Annotated in this window: 28 protein-coding genes and 1 pseudogene; 15 read left to right on the forward strand and 14 right to left on the reverse strand. The window is 69.3% G+C overall.

Annotation, left to right across the window (positions count from 1 at the left end; translation table 11 throughout):
- Nucleotides 1-234: 234 nt before the first annotated feature.
- From E9934_RS16735 to E9934_RS16750, 4 genes are all read right to left on the reverse strand, one after another.
- A complete protein-coding gene (locus E9934_RS16735) occupies nt 235-954 on the reverse strand; it encodes a sugar transferase (RefSeq protein WP_158295044.1) in 720 nt (239 codons plus the stop codon).
- A 133-nt stretch (nt 955-1087) separates the two neighbouring features.
- Nucleotides 1088-2290 carry a glycosyltransferase family 4 protein gene (locus tag E9934_RS16740; protein WP_136564046.1) on the reverse strand — a complete coding sequence of 401 codons (1203 nt, stop codon included), beginning with the start codon at nt 2288-2290 and terminating at the stop codon, nt 1088-1090.
- A 47-nt stretch (nt 2291-2337) separates the two neighbouring features.
- On the reverse strand, nt 2338-3321 hold the full coding sequence (locus E9934_RS16745) for an NAD-dependent epimerase/dehydratase family protein (protein WP_136564047.1): 984 nt from the start codon (nt 3319-3321) through the stop codon (nt 2338-2340).
- Nucleotides 3322-3447: 126 nt separating this feature from the next.
- Nucleotides 3448-4947, reverse strand: coding sequence for a tyrosine-protein kinase domain-containing protein (locus tag E9934_RS16750; protein ID WP_136564048.1), 1500 nt, complete (start codon nt 4945-4947; stop codon nt 3448-3450).
- A 166-nt stretch (nt 4948-5113) separates the two neighbouring features.
- Here E9934_RS16750 and E9934_RS16755 point away from each other — a divergent pair, with 166 nt between their 5' ends.
- The 6 genes from E9934_RS16755 to E9934_RS16775 all read left to right on the forward strand — a co-directional run bounded on the left by E9934_RS16755 (nt 5114) and on the right by E9934_RS16775 (nt 9453).
- Nucleotides 5114-6868: a DUF4012 domain-containing protein gene (locus E9934_RS16755; RefSeq protein ID WP_158295046.1), complete on the forward strand. Its 1755-nt coding sequence runs from the start codon at nt 5114-5116 to the stop codon at nt 6866-6868.
- 78 nt (nt 6869-6946) lie between these two features.
- The gene (locus E9934_RS20595) at nt 6947-7027 is read left to right on the forward strand and encodes a putative leader peptide (protein WP_372449664.1); all 81 of its coding nucleotides are present in this window, start codon (nt 6947-6949) and stop codon (nt 7025-7027) included.
- Between the two features lie 166 nt (nt 7028-7193).
- The gene (locus E9934_RS16760; protein WP_136564050.1) at nt 7194-8042 is read left to right on the forward strand and encodes a sulfurtransferase; all 849 of its coding nucleotides are present in this window, start codon (nt 7194-7196) and stop codon (nt 8040-8042) included.
- Entirely contained in the window at nt 8042-8350 is a 309-nt protein-coding gene (locus E9934_RS16765; RefSeq protein ID WP_136564051.1) for a DUF1416 domain-containing protein, read from the forward strand. Before E9934_RS16760 ends, E9934_RS16765 begins: the two co-directional genes overlap by 1 nt.
- Before the next feature lie 135 nt (nt 8351-8485).
- Nucleotides 8486-9010 carry a thioredoxin family protein gene (locus E9934_RS16770; protein ID WP_136564052.1) on the forward strand — a complete coding sequence of 175 codons (525 nt, stop codon included), beginning with the start codon at nt 8486-8488 and terminating at the stop codon, nt 9008-9010.
- Nucleotides 9007-9453, forward strand: coding sequence for a DUF4395 domain-containing protein (locus E9934_RS16775; protein WP_136564053.1), 447 nt, complete (start codon nt 9007-9009; stop codon nt 9451-9453). The genes E9934_RS16770 and E9934_RS16775 overlap by 4 nt, the downstream gene beginning before the upstream one ends.
- A gap of 30 nt (nt 9454-9483) precedes the next feature.
- Here E9934_RS16775 and E9934_RS16780 read toward each other — a convergent pair whose 3' ends face one another.
- The 4 genes from E9934_RS16780 to E9934_RS16795 form a co-directional block, all read right to left on the reverse strand.
- Nucleotides 9484-10527, reverse strand: coding sequence for a hypothetical protein (locus E9934_RS16780; protein ID WP_136564054.1), 1044 nt, complete (start codon nt 10525-10527; stop codon nt 9484-9486).
- Between the two features lie 131 nt (nt 10528-10658).
- Nucleotides 10659-11513, reverse strand: coding sequence for an SGNH/GDSL hydrolase family protein (locus E9934_RS16785; RefSeq protein ID WP_136564055.1), 855 nt, complete (start codon nt 11511-11513; stop codon nt 10659-10661).
- A 37-nt stretch (nt 11514-11550) separates the two neighbouring features.
- Nucleotides 11551-11985, reverse strand: coding sequence for a D-aminoacyl-tRNA deacylase (dtd, locus tag E9934_RS16790; RefSeq protein WP_136564056.1), 435 nt, complete (start codon nt 11983-11985; stop codon nt 11551-11553).
- The gene (locus E9934_RS16795) at nt 11985-12347 is read right to left on the reverse strand and encodes a DsrE family protein (RefSeq protein WP_136564057.1); all 363 of its coding nucleotides are present in this window, start codon (nt 12345-12347) and stop codon (nt 11985-11987) included. Before E9934_RS16795 ends, dtd begins: the two co-directional genes overlap by 1 nt.
- Before the next feature lie 36 nt (nt 12348-12383).
- Between E9934_RS16795 and E9934_RS16800 the strand changes: the two genes are divergently transcribed.
- From E9934_RS16800 to ygfZ, 4 genes are read left to right on the forward strand one after another with little or no spacing between them, the layout of a single operon-like run.
- The gene (locus tag E9934_RS16800) at nt 12384-12878 is read left to right on the forward strand and encodes a heme-binding beta-barrel domain-containing protein (protein WP_136564058.1); all 495 of its coding nucleotides are present in this window, start codon (nt 12384-12386) and stop codon (nt 12876-12878) included.
- The gene (locus E9934_RS16805; RefSeq protein WP_136564059.1) at nt 12871-13317 is read left to right on the forward strand and encodes a Fur family transcriptional regulator; all 447 of its coding nucleotides are present in this window, start codon (nt 12871-12873) and stop codon (nt 13315-13317) included. The genes E9934_RS16800 and E9934_RS16805 overlap by 8 nt, the downstream gene beginning before the upstream one ends.
- Entirely contained in the window at nt 13310-13804 is a 495-nt protein-coding gene (locus E9934_RS16810) for an adenylyltransferase/cytidyltransferase family protein (protein ID WP_136564060.1), read from the forward strand. Before E9934_RS16805 ends, E9934_RS16810 begins: the two co-directional genes overlap by 8 nt.
- Entirely contained in the window at nt 13801-14832 is a 1032-nt protein-coding gene (gene ygfZ / locus E9934_RS16815) for a CAF17-like 4Fe-4S cluster assembly/insertion protein YgfZ (RefSeq protein WP_136564061.1), read from the forward strand. Before E9934_RS16810 ends, ygfZ begins: the two co-directional genes overlap by 4 nt.
- 178 nt (nt 14833-15010) lie before the next feature.
- On the opposite strand, the gene E9934_RS16820 is transcribed toward ygfZ, so the two are convergent.
- The 5 genes and pseudogenes from E9934_RS16820 to cysD form a co-directional block, all read right to left on the reverse strand.
- The gene (locus tag E9934_RS16820) at nt 15011-16453 is read right to left on the reverse strand and encodes an IS1380 family transposase (RefSeq protein WP_136564062.1); all 1443 of its coding nucleotides are present in this window, start codon (nt 16451-16453) and stop codon (nt 15011-15013) included.
- 633 nt (nt 16454-17086) lie between these two features.
- A pseudogene (locus E9934_RS16825) lies at nt 17087-17511 on the reverse strand (elongation factor 1-alpha C-terminal domain-related protein).
- Between the two features lie 496 nt (nt 17512-18007).
- Nucleotides 18008-18346, reverse strand: a complete 339-nt coding sequence (locus E9934_RS16830) for a hypothetical protein (protein WP_136564063.1) — start codon at nt 18344-18346, stop codon at nt 18008-18010.
- A gap of 87 nt (nt 18347-18433) precedes the next feature.
- A complete protein-coding gene (gene cysN / locus E9934_RS16835; RefSeq protein WP_136564064.1) occupies nt 18434-19693 on the reverse strand; it encodes a sulfate adenylyltransferase subunit CysN in 1260 nt (419 codons plus the stop codon).
- A gap of 67 nt (nt 19694-19760) precedes the next feature.
- A complete protein-coding gene (gene cysD, locus E9934_RS16840; protein WP_136564065.1) occupies nt 19761-20675 on the reverse strand; it encodes a sulfate adenylyltransferase subunit CysD in 915 nt (304 codons plus the stop codon).
- A gap of 136 nt (nt 20676-20811) precedes the next feature.
- On the opposite strand from cysD, the gene E9934_RS16845 reads away from it, so the two are divergent.
- The 3 genes from E9934_RS16845 (at nt 20812) to E9934_RS16855 (ending at nt 23509) form a co-directional block, all read left to right on the forward strand.
- Complete coding sequence (locus E9934_RS16845) at nt 20812-21591, forward strand: DUF4143 domain-containing protein (protein ID WP_136564066.1); 780 nt, start codon at nt 20812-20814, stop codon at nt 21589-21591.
- 99 nt (nt 21592-21690) lie between these two features.
- Complete coding sequence (locus tag E9934_RS16850) at nt 21691-22857, forward strand: nucleotide sugar dehydrogenase (RefSeq protein WP_136564067.1); 1167 nt, start codon at nt 21691-21693, stop codon at nt 22855-22857.
- 52 nt (nt 22858-22909) lie between these two features.
- Nucleotides 22910-23509, forward strand: a complete 600-nt coding sequence (locus E9934_RS16855; protein ID WP_136564068.1) for a hypothetical protein — start codon at nt 22910-22912, stop codon at nt 23507-23509.
- A gap of 302 nt (nt 23510-23811) precedes the next feature.
- Here the strand turns inward: E9934_RS16855 and E9934_RS16860 are convergent, their stop codons facing one another.
- Nucleotides 23812-24723 carry an alpha/beta hydrolase gene (locus tag E9934_RS16860; RefSeq protein ID WP_136564069.1) on the reverse strand — a complete coding sequence of 304 codons (912 nt, stop codon included), beginning with the start codon at nt 24721-24723 and terminating at the stop codon, nt 23812-23814.
- Between the two features lie 115 nt (nt 24724-24838).
- Between E9934_RS16860 and E9934_RS16865 the strand changes: the two genes are divergently transcribed.
- Nucleotides 24839-25384, forward strand: a complete 546-nt coding sequence (locus E9934_RS16865) for a TetR/AcrR family transcriptional regulator (protein ID WP_202977366.1) — start codon at nt 24839-24841, stop codon at nt 25382-25384.
- Nucleotides 25385-25516: 132 nt separating this feature from the next.
- Nucleotides 25517-25867 (forward strand): hypothetical protein, encoded by a 351-nt coding sequence (locus E9934_RS16870; RefSeq protein ID WP_136564070.1) that lies wholly within the window; start codon nt 25517-25519, stop codon nt 25865-25867.
- Nucleotides 25868-25888 lie beyond the last annotated feature (21 nt).

Genomic DNA, 25888 nt, shown 5'->3' on the forward strand with positions numbered 1-25888 from the left:
CGGCGCCTGCGGCGCCTCTCGTGGCGTCCCCCGGCGGCGCAGAGCGGGGACCCCGCCCTCGGCCACTCATCTGCGCGGCTGACTCTGGTTGCCAGCCGAGGGCACCCCGATGCGCCGGCGGGGGGTCGCCCCGTCCGGCACCCCAGGCGCAGCCCCTCCGCTGGTTGAGGTGCCGCGAGCGCCAGCGAGTGGCCTCGAAACCTCTGTGCCTCTCAGGCGGGCTGTGGCGGCCTGTCAGGCGACGGCGTCGGTGTCGGCCGTCGCAGCGGCCGTGTAGCCGTGGGCCCGCGCGGTGCGCAGGGTCCGGACCCGGGTACGGCGTCCGCGGACCATGTCGAGCGCGGCCTCGGGGGCCAGCGGCTTCTTCACGCCGAAGGTGATGAGCACCGTGAAGAGCAGGATCTTGAAGTCGGTGCGGATGCTGTAGCCGTCGGCCACCATCCGGGCGTAGGCGGACTCGAGGTCCAGGCGCTGCTGGTCGGTGAGCGCGATGCGGCCGACGAGCTGCGGCAGGCCGGTGAGGCCGGCGGGGGTGCTGTCCCACCGCTCGTCGATCTGTCCGTGCTCCTCGAGGAGCGCGTCGCGCACCGCGTCGGTGAGCGGCCGGGGGCCGACGATGGTCATCTCGCCGCGCAGCACGTGGACGAACTGCGGGATCTCGTTGATCCCGAGCCGGTCCAGGATCCGGCCGACGCCGGTGTAGAGGGGCGAGTCGGGCGGGGTGTTGAGGAAGCGTCCGGCGTCGACGGACTCGAGCACCTTGTTGGCGTGGGGGACCATGACCCGCAGCTTGACCATCTCGATCGCCGCCTTGGGACCTACCCAACGGCGGGAGCGGTAGAAGATCGGCCGGCCGGAGAACACCAGCACGGCAAGGGCAGCCACGGCTACGACCGGCACCCAGGCCACAGCAGCGAGCACGATGACCACGACGTCGAACAAACGCTTGCGCAACTCGTACCTCCTCGCGATGACCAGCCGAGATCCGGTCCCCGGAATGCGGGTGGGGGGGACCCGCAATCACCCCAACGAGCGAGTTGCGAATGAGATACGGACTACTTGTAACCCTTCATTTCGTTGGAGGACATCAACGCCGGTGAGCGCTCAGGATGCCCTCGAACGAGGTCGCGCAGCCGGCCAGGGCGAACTCCTGCTCGGCCAGGTCCCGAGAGGCCTCACCGAGCTCGTCGCGCAGGTCGTCGTCGGCGAGGACCCGGGCCGCCCAGCGGCCGGCCTCGTCGATGGACACGTCGGCGGGCGGCAGGACGAGGCCGCCGGCGCGGTTGACCAGGGCGGCGGCGAGGTTCTCCCCGGGCATCAGGCCCAGGACCGGTCGCCCGGCGCAGAGGTAGGACAGCGTCTTGGACGGCACGGAGAAGGCACCTGCCGCCTGCTCGAGCAGGACGACGAGGACGTCGCCAGTGCCGAGGACCTCGGGGAGCCGCTCGTAGGGCTGGAAGGGGAGCAGCGTGAGCGGGACGTCGAGACGCTCCGCCTCCGCCCGGAGTACGTCGACCGCGGGCCCGGAGTTGACGACGACCAGCCGGACGGGCTGGCCGGCGTCGGCGGTGGCCTTCGCGAGGCGCACCAGCAGCTCGGGGTTGTGCTTGAGGCCCAGCGTGCCGGAGTAGAGGAGGGTGCGGGTGTCGTCGAGCCCGTTCTCGGTCGCCCAGTCGTTCTTGCGGGCGACCGGGACGATCTCGTCGAGCGGCGCCCAGTTGGGGATGACGGTGACCTTGTCCGCCGTACCCCACTTCTCGTGGACGGGCACGAAGGAGGGGGCGATGACCACGACGGCGGCCGCGCGACGTGAGCACCAGCGCTCGGAGATCTCGAAGATCGACGCGACGACGGCGAAGTGGCGGGGGAGCTTGTCGCCGACCATGGAGCGCACGGCGACGGCGTAGACGTCCTGGTGCCACAGCACCCAGGGGCGTCGCAGCACGGCCATCGCGAGCGCGAAGATCACCAGCGTCGGGATCTGCACGTTCGAGACGAGCACGATGTCGGGGTTGACCCGGCGCACGTGCTGGACGAACTCGAAGCCGCGCCGGACCTCGCGCACGAGGCGTCCGAGCAGCGCCTTGCCGCCGAGCTGCTTGTCGACGAGCTTGGCGCCGCCGATCCCCTCGAAGACGACGGTCTCGCCGGGCGCGGCTTCGAGCCGGCCCTTGCCGGAGACGTAGCCCTCCACGTAGGAGTGGGTGACGGTGTGGCCCCGGCGGGCGAGCTCGCGGCTGAGCTCTGCCTGGAAGGGATGGCCGCTGTGGTCGTGGACGAGGATCCGCACGTCAGCTGGTGATGGCGTTGTGAGTGGCGGTGTGGATGCGGGGCCGGTCAGCCCTGCGCACGCTTGACCTGGTCGTAGACCCAGGCGTAGGTCTTCGCGAGGCCGTCGGCGAGGCTGATCGACGGCTCCCAGCCGAAGACCTCGTTGATCATCGTGTTGTCGGAGTTGCGGCCCCGGACGCCCTGCGGCGCGCTGAGGTCGTACTTCCGCTCGCACTTGATCCCGGCGATCTCCTCGACGATCGAGTAGAGCTGGTTGATCGAGACGAGCTCGGCGGAGCCGAGGTTGATGGCGTCCTCGAAGTCGCTGGCGAGGATCATCTGGGATCCCTTGACGCAGTCGTCGATGTACATGAACGACCGGGTCTGCTCGCCGTCGCCCCAGATCTCGAGCTCGTGCTTGCCGGAGATGACCGCCTCGGCGATCTTGCGGCAGACGGCGGCGGGCGCCTTCTCGCGGCCACCGGTCCACGTGCCCTCGGGGCCATAGACGTTATGGTAGCGCGCCATGCGGGTGGTCAGGCCGAAGTCCTCACGGAAGTGGCGGGCCATCCGCTCGGTGAAGAGCTTCTCCCAGCCGTAGCCGTCCTCGGGCATGGCGGGGTAGGCGTCCGACTCCTTGAGCGCGGTCACGCCCGGGTCGGTCTGCTTGTCGGCGGCGTAGACGCACGCGGACGAGGAGTAGAAGTAGCGCTCGACGTCGTACTTCTGCGCGGCCTGGAGCATGTGGGTGCTGGTGAGCACCGTCAGCATGCACAGGGCCTTGTTGTTCTCGATGAAGCCCATGCCACCCATGTCGGCGGCGAGCATGTAGACCTCGCGCGCACCCTGGGTCGCGGCCTCGGCCTGGTCGAGCAGGGACAGGTCGCCCACGCTGTTCTGTGCGTCGGGGTGCACCTGGTACCACTCGTCCATCGGCTTGACGTCCACCGAGCGGACCGTCTTGCCCTGCGCCAGCAGGTCGGCCACGAGGTGGCCTCCGATGAAACCGCCGCCTCCGGCAACCAGAACGTCGACCGTGCCCGAACTCATGCTTCTCTCCTTGATGGCTTGGTGGCCCTGCCCCGATGCAGTGTCCCGATGCGCCCCCCAGCGTGAACCGACCAACGACCATCGGGCCCGGGGGTCACGCCGCCGGCAGGGGCGGGTGAGGCGAAATCAGCCGCTGCGGCGGCGTCCGCCCTTGTCCTTGTTGATCGGACCGCGCGCGGAGGAGCCCTTGGAGGTCGACTCCTCGTAGTAGTAGTAGTAATAGGCGCCCACGGCGCGCTTGGCGACCATGTTGACCACGACGCCATAGAGGCGGCCGCTGATGTGCTGGATGCGGCCGATGGCCTCGCTGACCTGGTCGCGGGTGGTCCGGCCGTGGCGCACCACGAGGATCACGCCGTCGCCGAGGGTGGCGAGGACCGAGGCGTCGGCGACCGGCAGCAGCGGCGGCGCGTCGATGATGACCATGTCGTACGACGCCCGCAGCCGCAGGATCAGGTCGTGGGTGATCTTCGACTGCAGGATCTCGGTCGGGTTCGGCGGCTTGGCGCCGCTGGCGAGCACGTGCAGTCCGCTCGGCTCGTGCACCTGGATCGCGTCGTGGATCTCGGTGCGGCCGACGAGGGCGGTGGTGAGACCGATCGCCGGGTCGAGGCCGAGGGTGCTCGCGACGCGCGGGCGTCGGAGGTCACCGTCGATGATCAGCGTGTTGCGACCGGTCTGGGCGAGCGCGACGGCGAGGTTGGTCGACGTCATCGTCTTGCCCTCGCCGGGCACGGCGCTGGTGATGACCAGGCAGCGGGGCTGGTGGTCGAGGTCGATGAACTGCAGGTTGGTGCGCAGCAGTCGGAAGGCCTCGGTGCGTGCGGCGAAGCCACCGAGGTCGGTGAGCAGCGGCGCGGTCTTGATGTCGCCGTCGAAGCCGATGCTGGCCAGGACCGGCGAGTCGGTGAGCTCGGTGACGTGGGCCGCGGTCTGGATGGTGCGGTCGAGCAGCTCGCGGGTGATGGCCAGGGCGATGCCGGCGAGGATGCCGAGGATCGCGGCGATCGCGAGGTTGAGGATGATCCGGGGACTGACCTGGCCGCGGTTGAGGTTCGCCTCGTTGCTGACCTGGACGACGACGTTGGCCTCGCCGCCGCTGGAGGTCTCGAGCGACTCGACGTAGTTGATGAACTCGTCGGTCGTGACCCGGGCGATCAGCTGGGCGCGCTCGGGGTCGGTGTCCTCGACCCTCAGCTCGATGAGTGAGGTGCTCTCGACGACCTCGGCGCTGATGTTGGAGGAGAGGTCCTCGGGCGTCATCTGCAGGTCGAGGCTCTCGACGACGCGGTCGGCGAGCCCGGTGCTCTGCGCGAGGTTGGCGTAGGACGCGGCCCGGCTCTGGGCGAACAGCAGCGCGGCGTAGGCGTCCGTGGTGTCGCGGACGTCGACGCTGAGGAAGACCTGCGACTTCGACTCGTACTTCGGGGTCGCCGTGAAGGTGATCGCGGAGCTGATGGCCAGGGCGACCAACATTGTCACGACGATCGTGCGCCACTGGCGCCGGAGAACGGCGAGAAACTGTTTGAAGTCCAAGACCTGACCTTGCTTCGAGGTGCACCCGTGTAGGGACGATCGGTTTGTCGCGGGTTGCATGACCGGACGGTCGTTGATCCTAGGGCACATCCCCAGCCCTCGCGGGAGCGTGGCCGAACCCGCGCTGGAACAGTCGTGATCGTGTCCCGGTCGGCGGTCCCGTGCTGCGGTACTGTCGCCCTCGATGTCGCCCGAGGTTCGTCGCCGCAGGAGCCCGGCCTGGAAGCGCCGCTGGCGCCGACTGCGGCGTTCCCCGGTGAGGTTCTGGTCGCTGGTCGGCGGCCTCTCGCTGCTGGGCCTGGCGTTGCTGTGGTGCGCGTGGACCGTGTGGGCCACCGCCCAGGACCTCCGCGAGGTGGAGGAGGAGGCGCAGATCCTCCGCGCCGCCCTGGTCCGCGGCGACGTCGACGGCGCACGCGAGACGCTCGGCCGCTATCGGGAGGCGGCCGACTCCGCCGCCGGTCGTACGTCGGGCCCCACCTGGGCGGTCTTCGAGCACGTGCCCGTCCTCGGCGACGACGCGGAGGCGATCGCGATCGTCTCCGGAGTGCTCTCCGACGTGGGCCGGGACGGGCTGGAGCCGGTCGCCAACGCCGCGCAGAGCGTCACCAGCGACGCCTTCCGGCCCGCGCAGCACCGCTTCCCCATCGACCGGATCGCGGCGCTGGAGGAGCCCGCGGAGGTCAGTCAGGCGGCGTTCGGCGACGCGGCCGCGACGCTCGCGGGGGTCGACAGCTCGCGGCTGATCGGTCCCGTGCAGACGGCCTTCGACCAGCTGCGGGGCCTGGTCGACGACGCGCGGGCGACCCTCGACTCGACGTACCGCGCCTCGCGGCTCATCCCGCGCATGCTCGGTGAGGAGCGTCCGCGCTACTACCTCCTCGTGCTGCAGAACAACGCGGAGATGCGCAGCGGCGGTGGACTGGCCGGCGCCCTGTCGCTGGTGCGGATGCAGTCGGGGTCCATCGACATCGTCGGGCAGGAGGACATGGCCGACGTCGGCCTCGGCTCCGACAGCCTCCCGCTGACCAAGGAGGAGGAGCGGGTGTTCGGCGCCAACCTCACCCGCGCCGGTGGCAACGCGACCCTGACCCCCGACGTCGCCCGCTCCGCCGACCTGATCCGCGCCCGCTGGGAGCAGGCGATGGGGGGCCGCCTCGACGGCGTGGTCTACGTCGACCCGGTGGCGGTGTCCTACCTGCTGCGCGGCGTCGGCTCGGTGCCCGTGCCGGGCGGGGGACCGGTGGACGCCACCAACGTGGTCTCGGCCGTGGAGAACCAGATCTATCGCCTCACCGGCGACCGCAGCCTGCAGAGCGACTACCAGCAGGCCGTGGCCAAGGCCGTGTTCGACGCCTTCGCCGACGGCCGCGGCGACACGGTCGCGGCGATCCAGGGCCTGGTGCAGGCCGTGGGCGAGGGCCGGATCCGGATGCACAGCTTCGACGCCGAGGACCAGGCCGAGATCGCCGGCACCGACATCGCCGGCGACTTCCTGCGCGAGGCGGAGTCGAAGCCGCATGTCGGCATCTATGTCAACGACTCCGGCCCGACCAAGATGCAGTACTACCTGCAGTACGAGGCGACGGTGACGGCCCGCTCGTGCACCGACGACGACCGGCAGGTGATCGCCGGGTCGATCGAGCTCCACAGCAACACCCCGACGGACCTGTCGATGCTCACGCCCGCGATCACCGGCGAGAACTTCCCCGGCGTGCGGGTCGCGCCGGGACACCAGCTGCTGACCATCTATCTGACCTCGCCGGTCGGCGGCGAGATCCAGGAGCTGCGGGTCGACGGCCAGCGCGTGTCCACGCCCGTCGTCGAGCCGTTCGCCAACCGGAGCCTGTCGCGCATCGGCGTCGAGCTCGCGCCGCAGTCGAGCCACGAGATCGAGTTCCTGATGGCGAGCGGGGAGGACCAGCCCGGCGAGATCGACCTCCGGGTGACGCCCGGCGCCTTCCCCTCCAGCTCCAACACGTCGGCGCCGTCGGCCTGCGTCGTCTACTGATCTCAATATTTGGACTCGCGTCTCGCGATGTGGAATCTCGAGTTCGTGATCCTCGGGGCTGCGCCTAGGCTCTTACCCATGTCGACGACTCTGCTGCTGACCAAGCGGCGCGCGGTGGACAACTGCCGCGTCAGCTCGGCGCTGTGTCGACCCTGCTGACGGGTTCCCTCTGAGGCGTCTGCCTCGCGACCCGTCCATCCCGGCCACGTTCGGTGGGGCCAGGAGCACGACGTCCGTCATGCCCTCCGCGCCGACGCGTCGGTCGATCCGCAGCACCGTCGTTTCGCGCACCACCACCCATCCCGCACATCACGAAGGAATCACCATGAGCCGCGAGAACTCGCTCGTCTCCGCCCAGTGGGCCGAGGACAACATCGACACCCCCGGCGTCGTCATCATCGAGGTCGACGAGGACACCACGGCCTACGACAAGGGCCACATCAAGGGCGCCATCAAGCTCGACTGGACCACCGACCTCCAGGACCAGGTCCGCCGCGACTTCGTCAACAAGGAGCAGTTCGAGGCCCTGCTGTCCTCGCGCGGCGTCTCCAACGACGACACCGTCGTGCTCTACGGCGGCAACAACAACTGGTTCGCGGCCTACGCCTACTGGTACTTCAAGCTCTACGGCCACCAGGACGTCAAGCTGATCGACGGCGGCCGCAAGAAGTGGGAGCTGGACAGCCGCGAGCTGACCGACGAGCTGCCCGAGCGTCCCACCACGACGTACGTCGCCCAGGAGCAGGACCGCACGATCCGCGCCTTCCGTGACGACGTCGTCGCCGCGATCGGCACGCAGAACCTCGTCGACGTGCGCAGCCCCGACGAGTACGCCGGCCGCCTCCTCGCCCCGGCCCACCTCCCGCAGGAGCAGTCGCAGCGCGCCGGCCACATCCCGACCTCGGTCAACGTCCCGTGGTCCAAGAACGCCAACGACGACGGCACCTTCAAGTCCGACGCCGACCTGCAGGCCCTATACGAGGAGGTCGGCTTCGACGAGTCCAAGGACACCATCGCGCTGTGCCGCATCGGTGAGCGCTCCTCGCTGACCTGGTTCGTGCTGCAGGAGATCCTCGGCAAGAAGAACGTCAAGAACTACGACGGCTCCTGGACCGAGTACGGCTCGCTCGTCGGCGTCCCGATCGCGCTCGGCGACGAGCCCGGTGACGCCTGATGTGCGGCGCGAAGGTCGGTGGCCTCTCGGTTGAGGGCATCAACACGACCAAGGAGGCCGTGATCCAGGGCCAGGTCCTGCGCGGCACGGGCGACGACGCGACCCCGGTCGCCGGCGCCTACGTCCGGCTGCTCGACAAGTCCGGCGAGTTCACCGCCGAGGTCCCCACCTCGGCCACGGGCCACTTCCGGTTCTTCGCCGGCGACGGCCAGTGGACCCTGCGCACCCTGGCCCCCAAGGCCGACCCGGTCGACCGCGTCGTCCAGGCGCAGACCGGCTCGGTCGCCGAGGTCCAGATCTCGATCTGACCCACCCCCGGTGGTTGAGGTGTGAGGCGCGCCAGCGCCGAGCCTCGAAACCTCCGGACCCTGAGAGGCCCACTGTGATGTACGTCGACGGCGGCTCCCGGAATCCGGGGGCCGCCGTGGTCGTTGGAGGCTGATGTGAACCCCGGACTCGTCGTGCTGCTCGTCGCCCTCGCCGCGGCGACCGCCTTCGGCCTGTGGCGCCGCCGCACCGACGGCCGCTTCGCCGCCCCCGGTCGCCGAGGAGCGAGCGCCCTCCCCGTTCGTCGAGGAGCGAGCGCCAGCGAGCGTCTCGAGACGCCCGCAACCCCCACACCGGACCCAGCCACGCCCATCTCCACCCCGTCCCCCTGGTCCGCCCTCACCGCGGTCCTCCCGTCGGCCACGCTCGGCGAGCGCGCGACGTTCGTGCAGTTCTCCAGCGCCTTCTGCGCCCCCTGCCGCACGACGCGGGTCCTGCTGGCCGACGTCGCCGGCAAGGAGTCCGGCGTCGCGCACGTCGAGATCGACGCCGAGGAGCACCTCGCGCTGGTGCGCGAGCTCGACATCCGCCGTACGCCGACCACGCTGGTCCTCGACGCCACGGGCGCCGAGATCGCGCGGGCGGCCGGCGCACCCCGCCGCGAGCAGGTGCTCGCCGCCCTGCCCCAGGAGGTCCGATGACCACCAACGACGCGGGAGCGGGCATCGACCCGCGCGGTCCCCGCTTCACGGCCTCGGTGACCCTGGTGGTCTTCGCGGTCGCCCTGCTGCTGTCCGACGCCGCCCCGGAGGTCGCCGCGGTGATCACCGCGGTGCAGGGTGTGCTCTTCGCGATCGGCGCCGGTCTCGGCGTACAGATGACGCCGACGGGGCTGTTCTTCCGCAGTGTGATCCGTCCGCGGCTCGCTGCCCCCGACCACCTCGAGGACCCGGCTCCGCCGCGCTTCGCCCAGGCCGTCGGGCTGCTCTTCGCCCTCGGCGCGACCATCGGCTTCGCCACCGGGGCGGTCCTCGTGGGTCAGGTCTTCGCCGGCCTCGCGCTCGTCGCGGCCTTCCTCAACGCCGTCTTCGCCTTCTGCCTCGGCTGCGAGATGTATCTGCTGGGCCTCCGCCTGGCCCGCTGACGGCGTCGTCCCGTGCGGATCTGTCGTCTCTCACGGGATTTTCGGACCGTTCTGCACGGGACGACGGTGTCGGAGCCAGCGTTCGCGTTGCTCCACTGTGAGCGCCCGACGCAGGGCAACCGTCGAGGTGTCGACCCACCAGCCGGGCTGCTCGATGGTCCAGGACCGTGGTCCGGGCCCGCGGCTGCGGGCGTAGGCGCCCTCGAGCCGATGGAGGAAGCGCGCGCGCTCGCCGGCGCCCGACATCATCGTCACGACCTCGATGCCGTGGCGCCGACTGACCTCCTCGCGGCCCAGATCGCGGCTGCGCGCCCGGCCGGACGCGTGAACGTCGCCTTCGTACTCGCCCGCGACTCCGGCCTCGAGGTCGAGCAGGTCAGGGGTGAGGAGGTGGTTGCCCGCGGCGTCGAAGATCGGCTGGTTGCACAGCAGCGGACGCTGGTGGTGCAGCTGCCAGAAGCGTCGCATCACCACCTCCATCGGTGACCAGGCGTTCTCGCTGGCGACCGAGAGCGCGCGTTGGAGCTGGACCTTGCCGGGCCGGGCGACGAGCCGCGCGGTGTAGGCCGCGAGCTCGTCGAGGGAGACCAGGTCGTCGTACGTCGCCATGTCGATGAGGCACGTGGCCGTGATCTCGCTGTCCGCCGTGCGTGCCTCAAAGGTCACGGCACGCGCAGGGATCGTGATGGGCAGGCCGTCGATGACGATGACGTCGTCGTCGAAGAGCCAGTCCTCGGAGACCAGCGTCCCCGCCCGCTGTCGTACGACGTGCCGCTCGCCGACCGCGACCGGGACCGGCAGCTCGCGCCCGTCGGCGTCCAACCCGTTGGACCAGCGGGCTCCGAGCCAGTGGAGGGCCGCCCACCCCGTCGCCGCGCAGCCGTCGGGCAGGGCTCCGACAGCCTCCACGATGCGTTGCTCGGTCGTCGACGGGCTGTCGACGGACTGGTACCACCCGGCGCGGAGGCCCCGCCACCGTGGCCCGCGCGCCTGTCCCGGTGTCGGGCCCGTCTGCCCGGTGGGGTCGACGTGCACCGGCGCGACCAGTCCCGGTCGGGTGAGGTGGAGCTCCATGCGGGAGAGGATGCGCCGATCGTCGTACCTGCGCGCGCGTCCTCCACAGCCCCCTGCGTCGTCCCGTGCGAATCGGTCGAGAATGCTGCCGAAACGCAGCAGATCCGCACGGGACGACGGGCGTCAGAGCCTCAGTCCTTCAGCGCCTCGGTGATGAGGTCGGCGACGAAGTCGGCCTCGGCGAGGTAGGGGTGCCACGGGACGGCGTCGCCGTCGAGCGCTTGGGCGCCGGCCACCCACGGCTCGTCGCCGCAGATGTCGTGGCCCTCGCTGGGGGTGAAGGTGTCGATGTAGGTGATGCCGGTCTGGGCGGCGGCGGACTGGAGCGCGGTGTTGATGTCGATGTTGACCTGGCGCACGAAGTCGAGGTCGCCCTTCGCGATGGGCAGGTTGTCGCAGCCCTCGTCGCCGGCGGGGAAGATCTGCGGATAACCGATGAGGAGGATCCGGGCGTCGGGCGCCTTGGCCTGCACGGCCTCGATGACGCCGACCAGGTTGTCCGGGACGGCCTCGAGCGCGTTGGCGACGTTGTCCTCGGTGGCGGCGTCGAGCTCGGTGCAGGGGCTGCCCTCGGGGTCGGAGACGGCGAGCTGCGGGCAGCCGGCCATCACCCGGGTGGTGAGCGCGAAGTCGTTGAAGCCCAGCCCGATGGTGACGAGCTTGGTCGCCTCGGCGACGGCGTCGAGCTGCGGGGCGACCTCGCCGCCCGAGGGGAGGGTCTGGCGGCCCTGGACGTCCTTGGTCTGCGCACTGGAGCAGCTGACGTCCTTGAGGACCATGTCGGTGGCCTCGGCGACCTGCTGCGGGTAGTTCTCGGAGGAGCGGACACAGCCGTCGGTCACGTCGCGCGGGCCCATGTAGGGGCTGGCCGTGTAGGAGTCGCCGAGCGCGACGTACTCCGCCTGCTTGCCGAGTCCCTTGCAGCCGGTGAGGAGTCCGGCGAGGCAGATCAGGGCGGTCGCGAGAAGGACGGTCTGGCGGCTCACGGCGTCGAGCCTACCGAGCGCGTCCGAGCCGGACGCCTCATCCCGCGGCGGTGTCCAGGAGGACGGTGAAGGGGCCGTCGTTGACGGACGCGACCTGCATGTCGGCGCCGAAGACGCCCCGCGCGACGGGGGTCCCGGCCGCCTCGAGGGCGGCACAGACGGCGTCATAGAGCGGCTCGCTGACGGGGCCGGGGGCGGCGGCGATCCAGGTGGGTCGTCGGCCCTTGCGGGCGTCGCCATAGAGCGTGAACTGGGAGACGACCAGCGCCGGTCCGCCGGTGTCGGCGAGCGACTGCTCGTCGGGGAGGATCCGCAGGTCGCGGATCTTGCGCGCCATCCAGGCGACCTCGGCGGCGCCGTCGTCGTGGGTGACCCCGAGATAGACGAGGAGGCCGGGGGAGTCGATCGCGCCGACGATCTCGCCGGCGACGGTCACCGACGCGGACTGGACCCGCTGCAGCACGGCCCGCATCAGTAGACCAGCGCCTGTACGCCGTCGCGCAGCGCCTCCTCGACGAAGGCGGGCGCCCCGGCGATCCGACAGCCGGGCAGCAGGTCCGCCTCGGTGAGCGAGCGTCGCGCCGCGCACTGGGCGCAGACGGTCACGGTGCCGCCGGCGAGGACGGCGTCGAGCAGGTCGGCGACGGGGGTGGCGAGGGGGAGCTCGAGCTCGGCCGCCCGGCCGGGGACGGCGAGCCAGGCCGCCTCGCCGGTGAGCCAGAGCGAGACGGGGACGCCGGACGCGGCGGCCGCGCCCGCGACGGTGAAGCCCTGGTTGGCCCGCTCGGGGGCGTCGGTGCCACAGGTGACCTTCACGACGAGTGCGCGCGACATGGGCCGAGCCTACGAGCACGCCTAGACTGATCTGTCGTGGCCTTCGAACTCCCCGACAACCTGCACCCGAACTGTGGCCCCATCGCCTGGATGCTCGGCACGTGGCGCGGCAACGGGCACGGTGACTACCCGACGATCGAGAGCTTCCAGTTCGGCCAGGAGCTGATCTTCACCCACGACGGTCGCCCGTTCTTCCACTACATGGCCCGCTCGTGGATCGTCGACGAGCAGGGCGAGAAGGTCCGCGACGCAGCGATCGAGACCGGCTTCATCCGCGCCGTCGGTGAGGGCAACTTCGAGATCCTGCTGACGCACAACACCGGCATCGCCGAGATCTGGCACGGGGAGGCGGCCGACGGGAAGTTCGAGTGGACCACCGACGCTGTCGCCCGCACCGAGACGGCGAAGGAGTACGCCGCCGGCAAGCGCCTCTACGGCAACGTCGAGGGCGATCTCCTCTACGCCTTCGACATGGCTGCCGTGGGACAGCCGCTGCAGCCGCACCTGTGGGCGAGGCTCAAGCGTGTCTGACGCTCCCTCCGCAACCTCCACGCCGGACTGGCGCGCCGCCCTCCGCGCACAGGGCTACCGCCTCACTCCGCAGCGCGAGCTGATCCTCGCGGCCGTCAACGAGCTGGGCCACGCCACCCCCGACGAGGTGCTGGCGAAGGTGCAGGAGACGGCGAGCACGGTCAACGCCTCGACGGTCTATCGCACCCTGGAGGTGCTGGAGCAGCTGGGCCTGATCCGTCACGCGCACCTGAGCGACCGCGCTCCGACGTACCACTCGACGACGGACCACGAGCACTTCCACCTGGTGTGCCGCGGCTGCAAGGGCGTGACCTCGGTGGCGGCGGAAGAGGCAGCCCCCTTCGTGGCGTTGTTGGCAGAGAGGGGCTTCGTCCCGGACCTGGGTCACCTGACGGTCTTCGGCCGGTGCGCGGCCTGTGAAGGAGAGAGCAATGCCTGACGGCAGCAGCAACACGGCGGGTCGCACTGTCCTGACCTACGGGACCTTCGACATCTTCCACATCGGCCACCTGCGCCTCATCGAGCGGCTGGCCGCGATGGGCGACCGTCTGATCGTGGGCGTCTCGACCGACGAGTTCAACGCGGGCAAGGGCAAGCGCTCGGTCGTGTCCTACGACGACCGCGCGGCCATCGTCGCCGCGATCAAGGGCGTCGACCTGGTGGTCCCCGAGGAGTCGTGGGACCAGAAGCGCAAGGACGTCGTGGCGCACGAGGTCGACGTACTCGTCATGGGGGACGACTGGACGGGGAAGTTCGACGACCTCAAGGACGTGTGCGAGGTGACCTATCTGCCGCGCACGGCGGGGGTGTCGAGCACCGAGATCAAGCAGCTCCTGAGTGCGCTGGATCCGCGGCACCTGGAGGAGATGTCGCAGGCGGTCAGCACGTTGACCAACCTGCTCGAGCACTACCGGGACCTGACATGACGGACGCGACCTCTGCGAGCCCCCTGCTGGCCCTGCCCGGCGCGGTCGCCGGCGACGGCGTCGACGCCGGGGTGGCGGCGCACTACGGCAGCCTCTTCGGCGAGCAGCGCGCGCTGGCGGCGGGGGAGGGCTTCGTCGACCTGTCGCACCGCGATGTGCTGCGCGTGGCCGGCCCCGACCGGCTGACCTGGCTGCACTCGTTGACGACGCAGTTCTTCGAGGGCCTCGAGCCGGGCCGCTGGGTGCACGCCCTGGTGTTGAGCCCGCAGGGTCACGTCGAGCACGCGTTCGCCGGCGTCGACGACGGCGAGGCGTTCACCGCCCACACCGAGCCCGGCCGCGGCGCGGCGCTGATCGCCTACCTGGAGCGGATGAAGTTCTGGTCCGAGGTCGAGGTCAGCGACGTCACCGCCGAGATCGCCGTCGCCTGGCGGCCCGGCCGCTACGACCTCGTCCCCCGCGCTCAGCTCCAGCAGTACGCCGAGGCGGCCGGCCCCGCCGCGGGGCTGTGGGCCTTCGAGGCGCTGCGGATCGAGCGGGGCGAGCCCCGCTTCGGCATCGACACCGACGAGCGGACGATCCCCAACGAGGTCGGCTGGCTCGAGGCGGGGCAGCCGTGGGCCGCCGTACATCTGGACAAGGGGTGCTATCGCGGCCAGGAGACGGTGGCGCGGGTCAACAACCTGGGCCGCCCGCCGCGTCGCCTGACCCTGCTGCACCTCGACGGCTCCGAGAACCGTCTCCCCGCCCAGGGCTCCCCGGTCGTCGAGGACGCCGCGTCCCTTCGTTCGTCGAGTAGCCCGCGAGGAACGAGCGGGCGTATCGAGACGCCTGAAGCCCGCCCTCCCAAGCCCCTCGGCGTCGTCGGCTCGTCGGCGCGTCACCACGAGTTGGGCCCGATCGCGTTGGCGCTGGTGAAGCGCAACCTGGATGTTTCGGCGCCGTTGCTGGCCGGTGACCTGCCGGCGGCGCAGGAGCCGATCGTCGACCCGGAGGTCGGACTGCACTTCCGTCGCGACCGCAATTGAGAGTCAGGTCACGTGGGAGCACCCATTCTTTAACCCCGGATCCACCGATGAGCTTGGTGGTAATCGCGTGATCCGGATCGCCGTGGGGTGAGCGGCTGTGGGCGTGGGGATCTGCCGGACCTTGCTGTCCGGGTCGTCCTTTGGTCCTCGGGTCGCGCAGCGGTGGCTGCTGGGTGGGTCAGGCCGCGAGGCCGGGCGGCGGGTCGCTGACCCGGTCGAACAGGGCGGTCCAGGCGTTCTCCCAGGGCCAGGCTTGGGGCAGGTGCAGGGTGATCCGGCGCGCTGAGGTCGCTACCCTCGCGGGCACGGTGATCAGCTTGCGTCGGATCGTCGCGGTGCTCGCCCGTGCCAGGTCTGGTGCGGCGAGGGTGCCTGCGGCGCGGGTGAGGTTGAACGCGATAGCGGCGAGCACCAGCCAGGCGGCGTTGGCGGTGAACACTCCGGACGGCAGGTGGGCCAGCGCGGATCCTTTGAGGTCGGCGTGGACCTGCTCGATGACGGCGTGATGGCGGTGGGTCTTGTCCGCCGCGACGGTGTCCAGGAGCACGGGGTCGGCGGTGGTGAAGAACGCGTGGAAGCGCCACACGTCGAACAGGGTGTCCTGGCCGGCTGCCTTGTTCTTCTCGGCGTTGAAGTCGGGGATCCGACGCACCACCAGCCGCCCGGGCACCTGCTCGGACTTCTTCTGCGCGGCGAAGGCGGTGAAGGGAATCTCGGCGACCTCGGCGCGAGAGATCCACTTCTGCGAGGTTTCGTCGAAGACGGCGTCGGTGTACTCGATGGTGGTCCACGCTTCGTGGCCGATTGTGGCGATCGCTTTCTTGACGGCCTTGTCCATCCGCACCGTGACCGACACATCGGCGCCGCCGACCAGGGCGGCGTGGACTGGTCCGCGGCCGTAGAACGCCGAGTCCATCCGGACCAAGACCAGCTGACCCGTGCCGAGCAGTCGCCGGGCGGTCCTCACCGCGTCGCCGACCAGCCGCTTCGCGCCGCGTGGCGCCCCCGCCGCGCCCTTGCGGAGCCGCTGGGCCACGATCACCGGCGCCGTCGTCGCGGTCGTGAGCGTGGCCAGCAGTGCGTTGAGCCCGCGCACACCGGAGTAGCCGAACCCGGCGCCCTGCTTGGAGTGGCCGTGGACCTCGATGATCGTGTCGTCGACGTCGAGCAACGCGTACCCGGCACCGGCTCCTGACTCCTCGGTGCCGGCGCCAAGACCGGTCCCGGCGCCCAGGAGCCGGGTGAGTCCGGCCACCGCGATCAGGAACCTCGATGCGACTGCGTCGAGCTGACGAACGTGGCCGAAGGTGAACGCTCGCAGGAACGAGCCCAACGTCGAGGGCGCGTAGGCGCGGGCGAAAACCCGGCCCATCCCGCCGTGCCGCAGCAGCGCCATGTCATCGATCGAGTCCGCGCCGGCGACCATCCCACCGACGAGCGAGGCGACCTTCAATCCGGCGTTCGCGCCCTTGTGCGTGGGCACCGTGAGGTGGGTATCAGCCAGATCCCGCAGCCCACCACGGTCGGCCAACGCGAGCACCGGGACCAGGCCGCCAGTCGACACGAGATTCGGATCATCGAAGGCTGCCGACGTCGCTCGAACCGTGTGAGAGAGTTTCATCCCAGAGATGCCCTTGCTGCCGGTGTGAATCTTTGCCTGAAGAACTCAGATTCTCCTGCCCTGCAAGGGCATTCTCGTTCTACGCCACGCTCACGTCACCAAACTCATCGGTGGATCCGGGATTAGCCAACAGCAGGATGCCGCCAGCGCGAGGATGTACGAATGAGTGAAACTCCTGCAACGAACGCCGCAGCTCGAACGCAGATGGAGCACGCGTCGAGACTCGTCGAGTGGCAGACGAGGTCCCTGCTGACCGGGACTGGATTGCTGGTCGCACCGGCAGCTGTCGGATTCGGATGGACGATCAGCAACGGCGACGAGCCCGCACTCTTCGTTTGTTCGTTCCTCGGCTTGTTCGCCTTCATCTTCCACCGGCTGTGGATCAGGGCGCCACGGCCCGAGTGAACGCTGGTCCGTCGCGCAGTCACGACAAGAGGCCGCCCCGCCCTGACGGGCGAGACGGCCTCTGGAGGGCTGGAGAGTCAGCCGTTGATCATGCCCGCGCCGACGCGGCACGCAGTTCGACACCCGCGTCTCGTTGCCCAGCCGTCAGGTTCCCGTGGCACCGCAATGACGAACGGCGCCCGCTCCGAGCGGAGTGGGCGCCGTTCGTCGTACAGCTGGCCGAGCTGGTCAGCCGTTGCTCATGCCCGCGCCTACGGTGACGTCGGTGGCCTCGTCGATGAGGATGAAGGAGCCGGTGGTCCGGTTCTTCGAGTAGGGGTCGACGAGCAGCGGGACCGGGTGCGCAACGTGACGCGGCCGATCTCGTTGACGCCGAGCTCCTTGGTCTCCTGGTCGCGGTGGAGCGTGCTGAGGTCCAGGCGGTAGGCGATGTCCTTGACGAGCGCGCGACCGTTGCGGGTGGTGTGCTTGATCGCCAGCTTTTGCCGTGGCTGCAGGGGAGCGGTGGTCATCCAGGAGACGATCGCGTCGATGTCCTGGCTCGGCGTCGGAGCGTTGTTGACCCGGGCGATCATGTCGCCGCGGAAGACGTCGACGTCGTCCACGAGGCGGACCGGGAGAGCGCTACCCATTTCGGCTGGTGGGTCGTGCATTCGGTCGACCCCGCCGCGGGTCAGGTGCTCGATCCGGCTCGATAGGGAGACGAGGAACGGCACCTTGGCGCGCAGGGGTGACGCGGCCAATCTCGTTGCTGCCGAGGTCCTCGGTCTTCTAGATCCCGCGAACGAGACTCAAGACGCCCAGTACCGCTAGGACCGCAACGACAAGGAGGACCATCCCGACCACCAAACACGTGCGGAGGCATGAGCGAAGAGACGGGAGGCCGGTGTTCGATTCGATGCCGACGGGCTCTGCACTTGCCACCCAGTCTCGGACGTGGTGCCAACCGCAGAACCTGAGGCGTGCCGCGAGCCCGCCCTCTGCCGCGTTTTCCACCACGAGCTGGAACGGCGTTCCATGCTCGCGCCACCAGCGTCCGCAGACGGCGCACCTATCCCCGTCTGGGTCGTTCCCGCTCACTAGCTCACTCAAGTCCGATCCTGTTGACGGTGTTCCGTAATCGCCAGCCTCCGTCCGGGCTGCAGTGACCTAGCGATCTGGGCCGAGGTTCTTCAGCGACGCTGACCCCGGCGAAGGCGGCTCGTCATTGGCATCGAGCAAGTCCAGGACGGCGTCAGATGGAAACGGCGCCGTGGTTCTCGGTAGCCACACCAGCAAGATGATGATGCTCAGGACCACGCCGAGGCCGGCCCCCGCCGCGGCGCCCCCGCCATCGGCGTCGATGATCCCGCCCACGATGCCCAGCGCCACGGGAGTGAGGACGAGAACCGCAAGCACGTTGCCAGCGGTCCGCACCAACCACGTGAACAGCTGCGTCTGGTGGATCATTTGCGCCAGCGCTGGCGATCCAGTCTCCTCGTTTGCCACGAGCTGCATCCTGCCAGGCTTGGCCAGGCAGCACAGAGGCCGTCTCGCCCGATCCGGCGAGACGGCCTCTGCAGGTGGCTGAAGCGGTCAGCCGTTGATCATGCCCGCACCGACGGTGACGCCGGTGGCCTCGTCGATGAGGATGAAGGAGCCGGTGGTCCGGTTCTTCGAATAGGGGTCGACGAGCAGCGGGACCGTGGTGCGCAGGGTGACGCGGCCGATCTCGTTGACGGCGAGCTCCTTGGTGTCCTGGTCGCGGTGCAGCGTGTTGACGTCCAGGCGGTAGGCGATGTCCTTGACCAGCGCGCGACCCGTGCGGGTGGTGTGCTTGATCGCCAGCTTCTGCCGCGGCTGCAGGGGAGCGGTGGTCATCCAGCAGACCATCGCGTCGATGTCCTGGCTCGGCGTCGGCGCGTTGTTGACCCGGGCGATCATGTCGCCGCGGGAGACGTCGACGTCGTCCTCCAGGTGCACCGTCACGCTCATCGGCGGGAACGCCTCGGTGATCTCCTTGTCGAAGAGGTCGATCTTCGAGATCTTCGACGTCATGCCGGAGGGAAGGACGACGACCTCGTCACCGGGCTTGAGGACGCCACCGGCGACCTGGCCGGCGTAGCCGCGGTAGTCGTGGAACTCGTCCGACTTGGGGCGCACGACGTACTGCACGGGGAAGCGGGCGTCGATCAGATCGCGGTCCGAGGCGACGTGGACGTGCTCAAGATGGTGCATGAGCGTGGGACCGGAGTACCACGGCATGTTGTCCGAGCGCGTCACGACGTTGTCGCCCTGGAGCGCCGAGATCGGGATGACCTCGAGGTCCGGGACGTTGAGCTTCGTCGCGAACTGCGTGAAGTCACGGTGGATCTTGTCGAAGACCTCCTGGTCGAAGTCGACCAGGTCCATCTTGTTGACCGCGAGCACGAGGTGCGGGACGCGGAGCAGCGACAGGATCACCGCGTGACGGCGCGACTGCTCGGTGAGGCCCTGGCGGGCGTCGACGAGCACCAGGCCTAGGTCGGCGGTCGAGGCGCCGGTGACCATGTTGCGGGTGTACTGCACGTGGCCCGGGGTGTCCGCGATGATGAACTTGCGGTTCGGGGTCGCGAAGTAGCGGTAGGCGACGTCGATCGTGATGCCCTGCTCGCGCTCGGAGCGCAGACCGTCGGTCAGCAGGGCGAGGTCGGTGTAGTCGTAGCCCTTGGCCTCCGACGTCGCCTCGACGGCCTCGAGCTGGTCCTCGAAGATCGCCTTCGAGTCGAGCAGCAGACGACCGATGAGCGTCGACTTGCCGTCGTCGACCGAGCCGGCGGTGGCGAAGCGGAGCAGGTCCATGTCAGTGGTAGCCATCAGAGGTTTCCTTCCGTGGTCTCGTGACGGCCGCGGGCGGCCTCCTCGACCTCCTGGTGAATCGCCATCAGAAGTAGCCCTCCTTCTTGCGGTCCTCCATGGCAGCCTCGGAGAACCGGTCGTCGCCGCGGGTCGCGCCGCGCTCGGTCTTGCGGGCCACGGCGACCTCTTCGATGATCTCGTCGATCGTCGACGCGGTGCTCTCGACGCAGCCGGTGAGCGTGATGTCGCCGCAGGTGCGGAAGCGGACGGTGCGCTCCTCGACGACCTCGCCGTCGCGGGTCGGGTTGAGCGGGGTCTCGCTCATCAGCATGCCGTCGCGTACGAAGACGCGGCGCTGGTGGCTGAAGTAGATGCTGGGGATCTCGATGCCCTCGCGGCCGATGTAGTCCCAGACGTCCAGCTCGGTCCAGTTCGAGATCGGGAAGATCCGCATGTGCTCGCCCTCGTGGAGGCGACCGTTGTAGAGGCTCCACAGCTCGGGACGCTGGTTCTTCGGGTCCCACTGGCCGAACTCGTCGCGGTGGGAATAGACGCGCTCCTTGGCGCGAGCCTTCTCCTCGTCGCGGCGACCGCCACCGAAGGCGGCGGTGAAGCCGTTCTCCTCGATCGCGTTGAGCAGCGTCGGGATCTGCAGGCGGTTGCGGCTGATCTTCGCGGCGTCCGGGATGATCCCGTTCTTGATCGCGTCGTCGATGCTCGCCACCACGAGGTTGATGCCGAGGCGCTCGACCCAGCGGTCGCGGGTCTCCATGACCTCGGGGAAGTCGAGACCGGTGTCGACCTGGAGGATCGAGAACGGGATCTTCGCGGGATAGAAGGCCTTCTCCGCCAGGCGGAGCATGACGATCGAGTCCTTGCCGCCCGAGAACATCAGCACGGGCTTCTCGAACTCGGCCGCGACCTCGCGGAAGATGTGGATCGACTCCGCCTCCAGCTGGTCCAGCTGGCTCAGGCGGTAGTCGCTGTGGGTCTGGGTCATCTGCCCGCGCGTCCTTTCGTTCGCTGCAAGTGCAAGCCCGGTCATCGTGCCATGCCTGGCCTGTCAGTGGCGTATTCACGCGAGCGGCGTAGACAAATCTGCGAGTTTGAGCGTGAGTGCACCTACGATCGGTGTCGTGACCGTCGACTTCGTCGCCCGACTGGGCTCCCGGGGGTCGGTCCCGGGCGAGGTCCGGTCGGCCGGCTCGGTCCATGAGTACGTCGACCTGATGAGCCCCCGCGCCGGCCTCGACGCCGAGCTCCGGCGGGTCGCCCGCCGCGCCCGATCCGTGCGGCGCACCGACCCCGACCGGCTGCTCGCGGTGCTGCGGGCGGTGGCCGAGCCACCGGCGACCGAGCTCAACAAGGCGCGGGTAGCGGAAGCTGCGGGCATCCCGGCCACCACGCTGACGCCCTACCTCGACATGCTCGAGACGCTCGGGCTCATCAGGCTGCTCCCCGGATGTCGCTCGCCGGTTGCGAAGCGGCCGATCGGTCGGCCGATCGTCGTGCTGCCCGACCCTGTCCTGGCGCTGCACCTCGCCGGCAGCGCGCCGGGAGACCTGCTCGCCTTCAGCGGCCGGGCGCGCCTGGCGCCGCTGCTCCGGGGCGTGGTTGCGGGAGAACTGCTCCGGCAGCAGCAGGTCAGTGCCGTCCCGCACCGGGTGAGCCATCTGCGCGAGCGCAACGGCCTGCAGGTCGACATCGTGATCGAGATGCCCGACGGCAGCGTCTATGGCGTCGAGGTCCGGACCGCTGCTGCGTTGCGCCCCCACCAGTTCTCACGTCTGGAGGCCCTGGCTGCCCGCGCCGGCTCCGCCTTCCGTGGGGGAGTGGTGCTCAACACCGCGTCCTCCGGCCACCAATACCGGCCGGGCCTGTGGGGCCTGCCGATCTCAGCGCTGTGGGAGTGGTGAAACGCCAGGCGGCCGCAGTTCAAGGGATTCATGAACACCCCCTGAAGGCTTTGCCGATGCCAGGCAAAGCGCCTTTTTTCGCGCCTACGCTCGGGAAACGTGAAGATCGCAGTAGTGGGAACCGGCTATGTCGGGTTGTCGAACTCGGTGATCCTGGCGCGGTCCCACGAGGTGTGGGCGCTCGACGTCGACCCTGACCGAGTCGGCCTCGTGAATGCCCGGAAGTCTCCGATCATTGACGCCGAGCTCGAGGAGTACCTCTCCACTCAGGCGCTCAACCTCACGGCCACACTTGACCGGGAGGCGGCCTACTCGAACGCCGACTTTGTCGTCGTTGCGACCCCGACCGACTATGACGAGGAGTCGAACTACTTCGACACCACCACGGTCGAGACGGTCACGGCAGAGGCGCTCGCTATCAACCCCGGCGCGTCCATCGTCATCAAGTCGACGGTCCCGGTGGGCTTCACCGACAGGCTTCGCAAGAAGCACCCGGGCGCGTCGATCATGTTCAGCCCCGAGTTCCTCCGCGAGGGTCGCGCCCTCCACGACAACCTTCATCCGTCGCGCATCATCGTGGGCTCGGAGACCGCCGAGGGAAAGGCGTTCGCCTCCCTGCTCGCGGAGGGTTCACACGACCGCGAGGTTCCCGTCCTGTTGACCGGATCGACCGAGGCCGAGGCGATCAAGCTCTTCGCCAACACCTACCTGGCGCTGCGCGTCGCGTACTTCAACGAGCTCGACACCTATGCGGCCACGCTCGGCCTCGACTCGCGCCAGATCATCGAGGGCGTCGGGCTCGACCCACGGATTGGGACGCACTACAACAACCCGTCCTTCGGCTACGGCGGCTACTGCCTGCCCAAGGACACCAAGCAGCTGCAAGCCAACTACTTCTCCGTCCCGCAGAACCTGATCAGCGCCATCGTCGACGCCAACACCACCCGCAAGGACTTCGTCGCCCACGACATCGTCAAGCGCGAGCCCGAGGTCGTCGGCGTCTATCGCCTCATCATGAAGGCCGGCTCGGACAACTTCCGGATGTCGTCGATCCAGGGCGTGATGAAGCGGATCAAGGCCAAGGGCATCCCGGTGATCATCTATGAGTCGGAGCTGGAGGAGGACACCTTCTTCCACTCCGAGGTGGTCCGCGACCTCGACGAGTTCAAGCGTCGCGCCGACGTCATCATCGCCAATCGGCGCACCGACGTGCTCGCCGACGTCGAGGACAAGGTCTATACCCGCGACATCTACGGACGTGACTGACCGCACGCCGGATCCGTCGCGCCGACGCGGCCAGCTGTGCAACCCTCGGGCCATGACGACGCAGCGGATGGCAGCCCTCGCTGCGCTCACCCTCCTAGCCCTGCCCCTGACCGCATGCAGCGGTGACGATGAGTCGCCCGACGCGGACAAGGGCGTCGACGGACCCTGCGCCGCCCTGGACGAGGGCGAGTTCGCTCCCGCGTCGACGTACGGCGACTACGTGATCGGCTCCTTCGCGATCCAGTACGAGCTCTCCGACGGGTCGTCGGAGTGCGTCGTCATCGACGAGGCGGCCGCCGTCGGCAGCTATGAGGTCGCCGGCAAGGACACCCAGATCTACGTCGACCTCGGGGACGTCGACCTCGGCCTGACCGTCGACATCGCCTCCTACGTCGAGGAGGGCGACGAGCCCCTCGCGCTCGGAGCGGTGCCCGGCGGCATCGGCCTCCAGATCGAGCAGCGCTACTACTCCGCCCCCGACCCGTCCGCCTGCACCGTGACCCTCGCCGAGCTCACGGCCGAGACCTTCGCCGGCTCCTTCACCTGCGACAACGTGCCCGGCTACGCCGACTTCGTCGGCCCGTTCGGTGGAGAGAAGACCGACGCCAGCGTAGTGAGCGCCGCGGGCTGGTGGCGGGCGTCCGCCGCCTGACCTGACGGCAGCGCCGTGGCGCGGTGTGAGGTCCGAACGGCTTACTGACGCCACTCGACCGCCAGCGGCGGCGTGACGGGAGTCCGCACGGCTCGGCGGTGGGAAACGATGGCCTTTCGCCCATTTAGGGGCGCCGAGCTCGGCGCGAGTGCGTCAGAGGCTAGGCCAAGGGGTTGAGTTCCCGTCCGAGCACGTACTGGGCTCTGAGCGGGAGGGGACGGGTCACACCTGCGAGAGCCTTGTTGAGTGGCTTGGTTCGTCATCGGTCGTCCCTTGGTGGTCCTGGTGGCGAGGAGGGTCGGTCAGCACTGAGCCGGCGGCACATGCGTCGCCAAGAACTCGATCTGGTGGGCGATCACGGTGTCGAAGTAGGGGTCGAGGTAGGGCTCGAAGTGCTGGCAGTCGTAGGTCCGGACCTCACCTCGGGGCAGCCGCTTGGCGGCCTTCAACGCGACCTGAAAAGGCGTGACGGTGTCGCGCTCGGCGATCTGGACGAGGGTGGGCGCGATGACCCGCGGGGTACGGCGGCCCGGGGAGTAGAACGGCACCCGCAGCGCAATGCGCGCGGCGACGTCGTTCTGGTCGAGCAGCTCCTCGTAGCGGTCCCCGGCTAGGCGGATGGCCATCGGCGCCGCGTCGGGGGAGGTCATCATGGCGACCTCGCCCGGGTACCCAGCCGCGGGGACCCTGTAGGGCTGCCGCCCGGTGATCGCGCGAAGCTGGTCGCGCGCGCCGGCGGCGACGAGTCGCGCAACGAGGCTCGGCGGCTGTGAGAACGCGGACGCCGGACCACTGATGTGCGGAACCTGCGCGATGACCGCCGCCACGGCGTGATCCGCGGACGCCAGGTGCAGCGCGTGGCCGCCGCCGAAGGACGTGCCCCACAGCACGACCTTGGCGGTGTTCACACCTTCGAGGCTGCGGGCGTGGGCGACGGCGGCGCGCCAGTCCTGGTGCTGGGCGCGGATGTTGAGCACCCGCCGCGGCTCGCCCTCGCTGTCGCCCCACCCGCGGTAGTCGAAGACGAGCACCGCGTAGCCGGCTTCGGCGAACTTCTCAGCGTAGGCGTCGAGACGGAGCGCCCGGATCGCCGCGAAGCCGTGGGCCATCACGATGATCGGCGGGTTCTCCGCGCCGGTCGGACGGTACAACCATGCCGCGCAGGCCGTTCCGTGCGAGTCGATCTTGACGTCCTCGCGTGTATAGCCGCTCAAGGGCGTTCTCCCTGCTCCTTAGTTGAATGCCGATCAAGACGACACGGTAGCAGCGCCTTGAATCACGATCAACAGTCTTCTAGAACTTCGTTCAAGAGATCGGTAGGCTCTCCACGTGCCGGCGACGAGACATCATCAGGAGCGTGAGGAGAAGCGCGCCGACCTGATCGCTGTCGCTCGACGCCTCTTCGTGGAGCAGGGCTACGAGGACACCTCGATGGCGAGTCTCGCGAAGGCGGCAGGTGTGGCCGGCAACACCATCTACTGGTACTTCGACGACAAGGACGCGATCCTCCTTGCCGTCCTCGACGCCGTGTTCGGGGAGGCTCTCGCCGATTACGAGCAGGTCGCTGCCAACCCTCTCGAGGAGCAGCTGAACTGGGTGGTGCAACGACTCCAGCAGATGCATCGGCTGGTGACGACCGTCCACAGCCGGGCCGCACACTCGCCGGCCATCTACGAGTGGCACACCAACTTTCATGCCGTCACCGAAGGCATGTTCCGCGCCGTCCTCGAGCAGAGCGGCATTGACCGCGAAGGAATCGAAGCCGAGGTCCGGATCGGCGTCTTCGCTGTCGAAGGCCTGCTCACCCACGGCCTCGACGAGGCGCAGCAGCGCGCCATCTGCAAGCGCCTCGCCGAGCAGTGGACCCGCATCTGATCAACCGGCGGGGTTGCGGGTCGTCATCTCGGGGCGGACCCTTGGCGGGCGGTCGCCGCCTGAGCCCTCCCTGCGGGGGACATCGGATCTGCTGGCGGACGTGGAAGGCGGTCGTCTGCCAGCATCACGGCTATGCGCTCGTCCGTCACGGTGGCTCTCCTGCTGATCGCCCTCGCCTCGTCGTCCTGCGGCGACGACGCCCGTGAGGCCGATGATGATCGGGCGTCAACGAACGACGACAGGTCATCGATCAGCGACAAGTTCGATGGCTCGGACGACGATCCCGGCAGCGAGGAGGACTGCCTCGTGGAGGAGAGCACCGTCGCGACTGCCGCTGAGGCGTACTACGCAGCCAACGGGAGCTACCCGTCGTCGCTCGAGGCGTTGGACGGCGAATACCTCACGGACGTCGACAAGTTGACGTACGTCGTCGACATCGACGATGACGGCTCCCCGGTCCTGGTCGACGACGCCCCGTGCTGAGGGCACGCATCCGTCCTGCAG

The sequence above is a fragment of the Nocardioides caeni genome, assembly GCF_004912195.1.
Lineage (GTDB): Bacteria > Actinomycetota > Actinomycetes > Propionibacteriales > Nocardioidaceae > Nocardioides > Nocardioides caeni.

Bases quoted from the DNA above. Each gene is read 5' to 3' on its own strand.
- E9934_RS16775 (WP_136564053.1), top strand. From the start codon at position 9,007: ATGACCACCAACGACGCGGGAGCGGGCATCGACCCGCGCGGTCCCCGC.
- E9934_RS16745 (WP_136564047.1), bottom strand. From the start codon at position 3,321: ATGAGTTCGGGCACGGTCGACGTTCTGGTTGCCGGAGGCGGCGGTTTC.
- dtd (WP_136564056.1), bottom strand. From the start codon at position 11,985: ATGCGGGCCGTGCTGCAGCGGGTCCAGTCCGCGTCGGTGACCGTCGCC.
- E9934_RS16870 (WP_136564070.1), top strand. From the start codon at position 25,517: ATGCGCTCGTCCGTCACGGTGGCTCTCCTGCTGATCGCCCTCGCCTCG.
- E9934_RS16780 (WP_136564054.1), bottom strand. From the start codon at position 10,527: ATGGAGCTCCACCTCACCCGACCGGGACTGGTCGCGCCGGTGCACGTC.
- E9934_RS16855 (WP_136564068.1), top strand. From the start codon at position 22,910: ATGACGACGCAGCGGATGGCAGCCCTCGCTGCGCTCACCCTCCTAGCC.
- E9934_RS16810 (WP_136564060.1), top strand. From the start codon at position 13,310: ATGCCTGACGGCAGCAGCAACACGGCGGGTCGCACTGTCCTGACCTAC.
- E9934_RS16765 (WP_136564051.1), top strand. From the start codon at position 8,042: ATGTGCGGCGCGAAGGTCGGTGGCCTCTCGGTTGAGGGCATCAACACG.
- E9934_RS16795 (WP_136564057.1), bottom strand. From the start codon at position 12,347: ATGTCGCGCGCACTCGTCGTGAAGGTCACCTGTGGCACCGACGCCCCC.
- E9934_RS16750 (WP_136564048.1), bottom strand. From the start codon at position 4,947: ATGTGCCCTAGGATCAACGACCGTCCGGTCATGCAACCCGCGACAAAC.
- ygfZ (WP_136564061.1), top strand. From the start codon at position 13,801: ATGACGGACGCGACCTCTGCGAGCCCCCTGCTGGCCCTGCCCGGCGCG.
- E9934_RS16760 (WP_136564050.1), top strand. From the start codon at position 7,194: ATGAGCCGCGAGAACTCGCTCGTCTCCGCCCAGTGGGCCGAGGACAAC.
- cysN (WP_136564064.1), bottom strand. From the start codon at position 19,693: ATGGCTACCACTGACATGGACCTGCTCCGCTTCGCCACCGCCGGCTCG.
- E9934_RS16820 (WP_136564062.1), bottom strand. From the start codon at position 16,453: ATGAAACTCTCTCACACGGTTCGAGCGACGTCGGCAGCCTTCGATGAT.
- E9934_RS20595 (WP_372449664.1), top strand. From the start codon at position 6,947: ATGTCGACGACTCTGCTGCTGACCAAGCGGCGCGCGGTGGACAACTGC.
- cysD (WP_136564065.1), bottom strand. From the start codon at position 20,675: ATGACCCAGACCCACAGCGACTACCGCCTGAGCCAGCTGGACCAGCTG.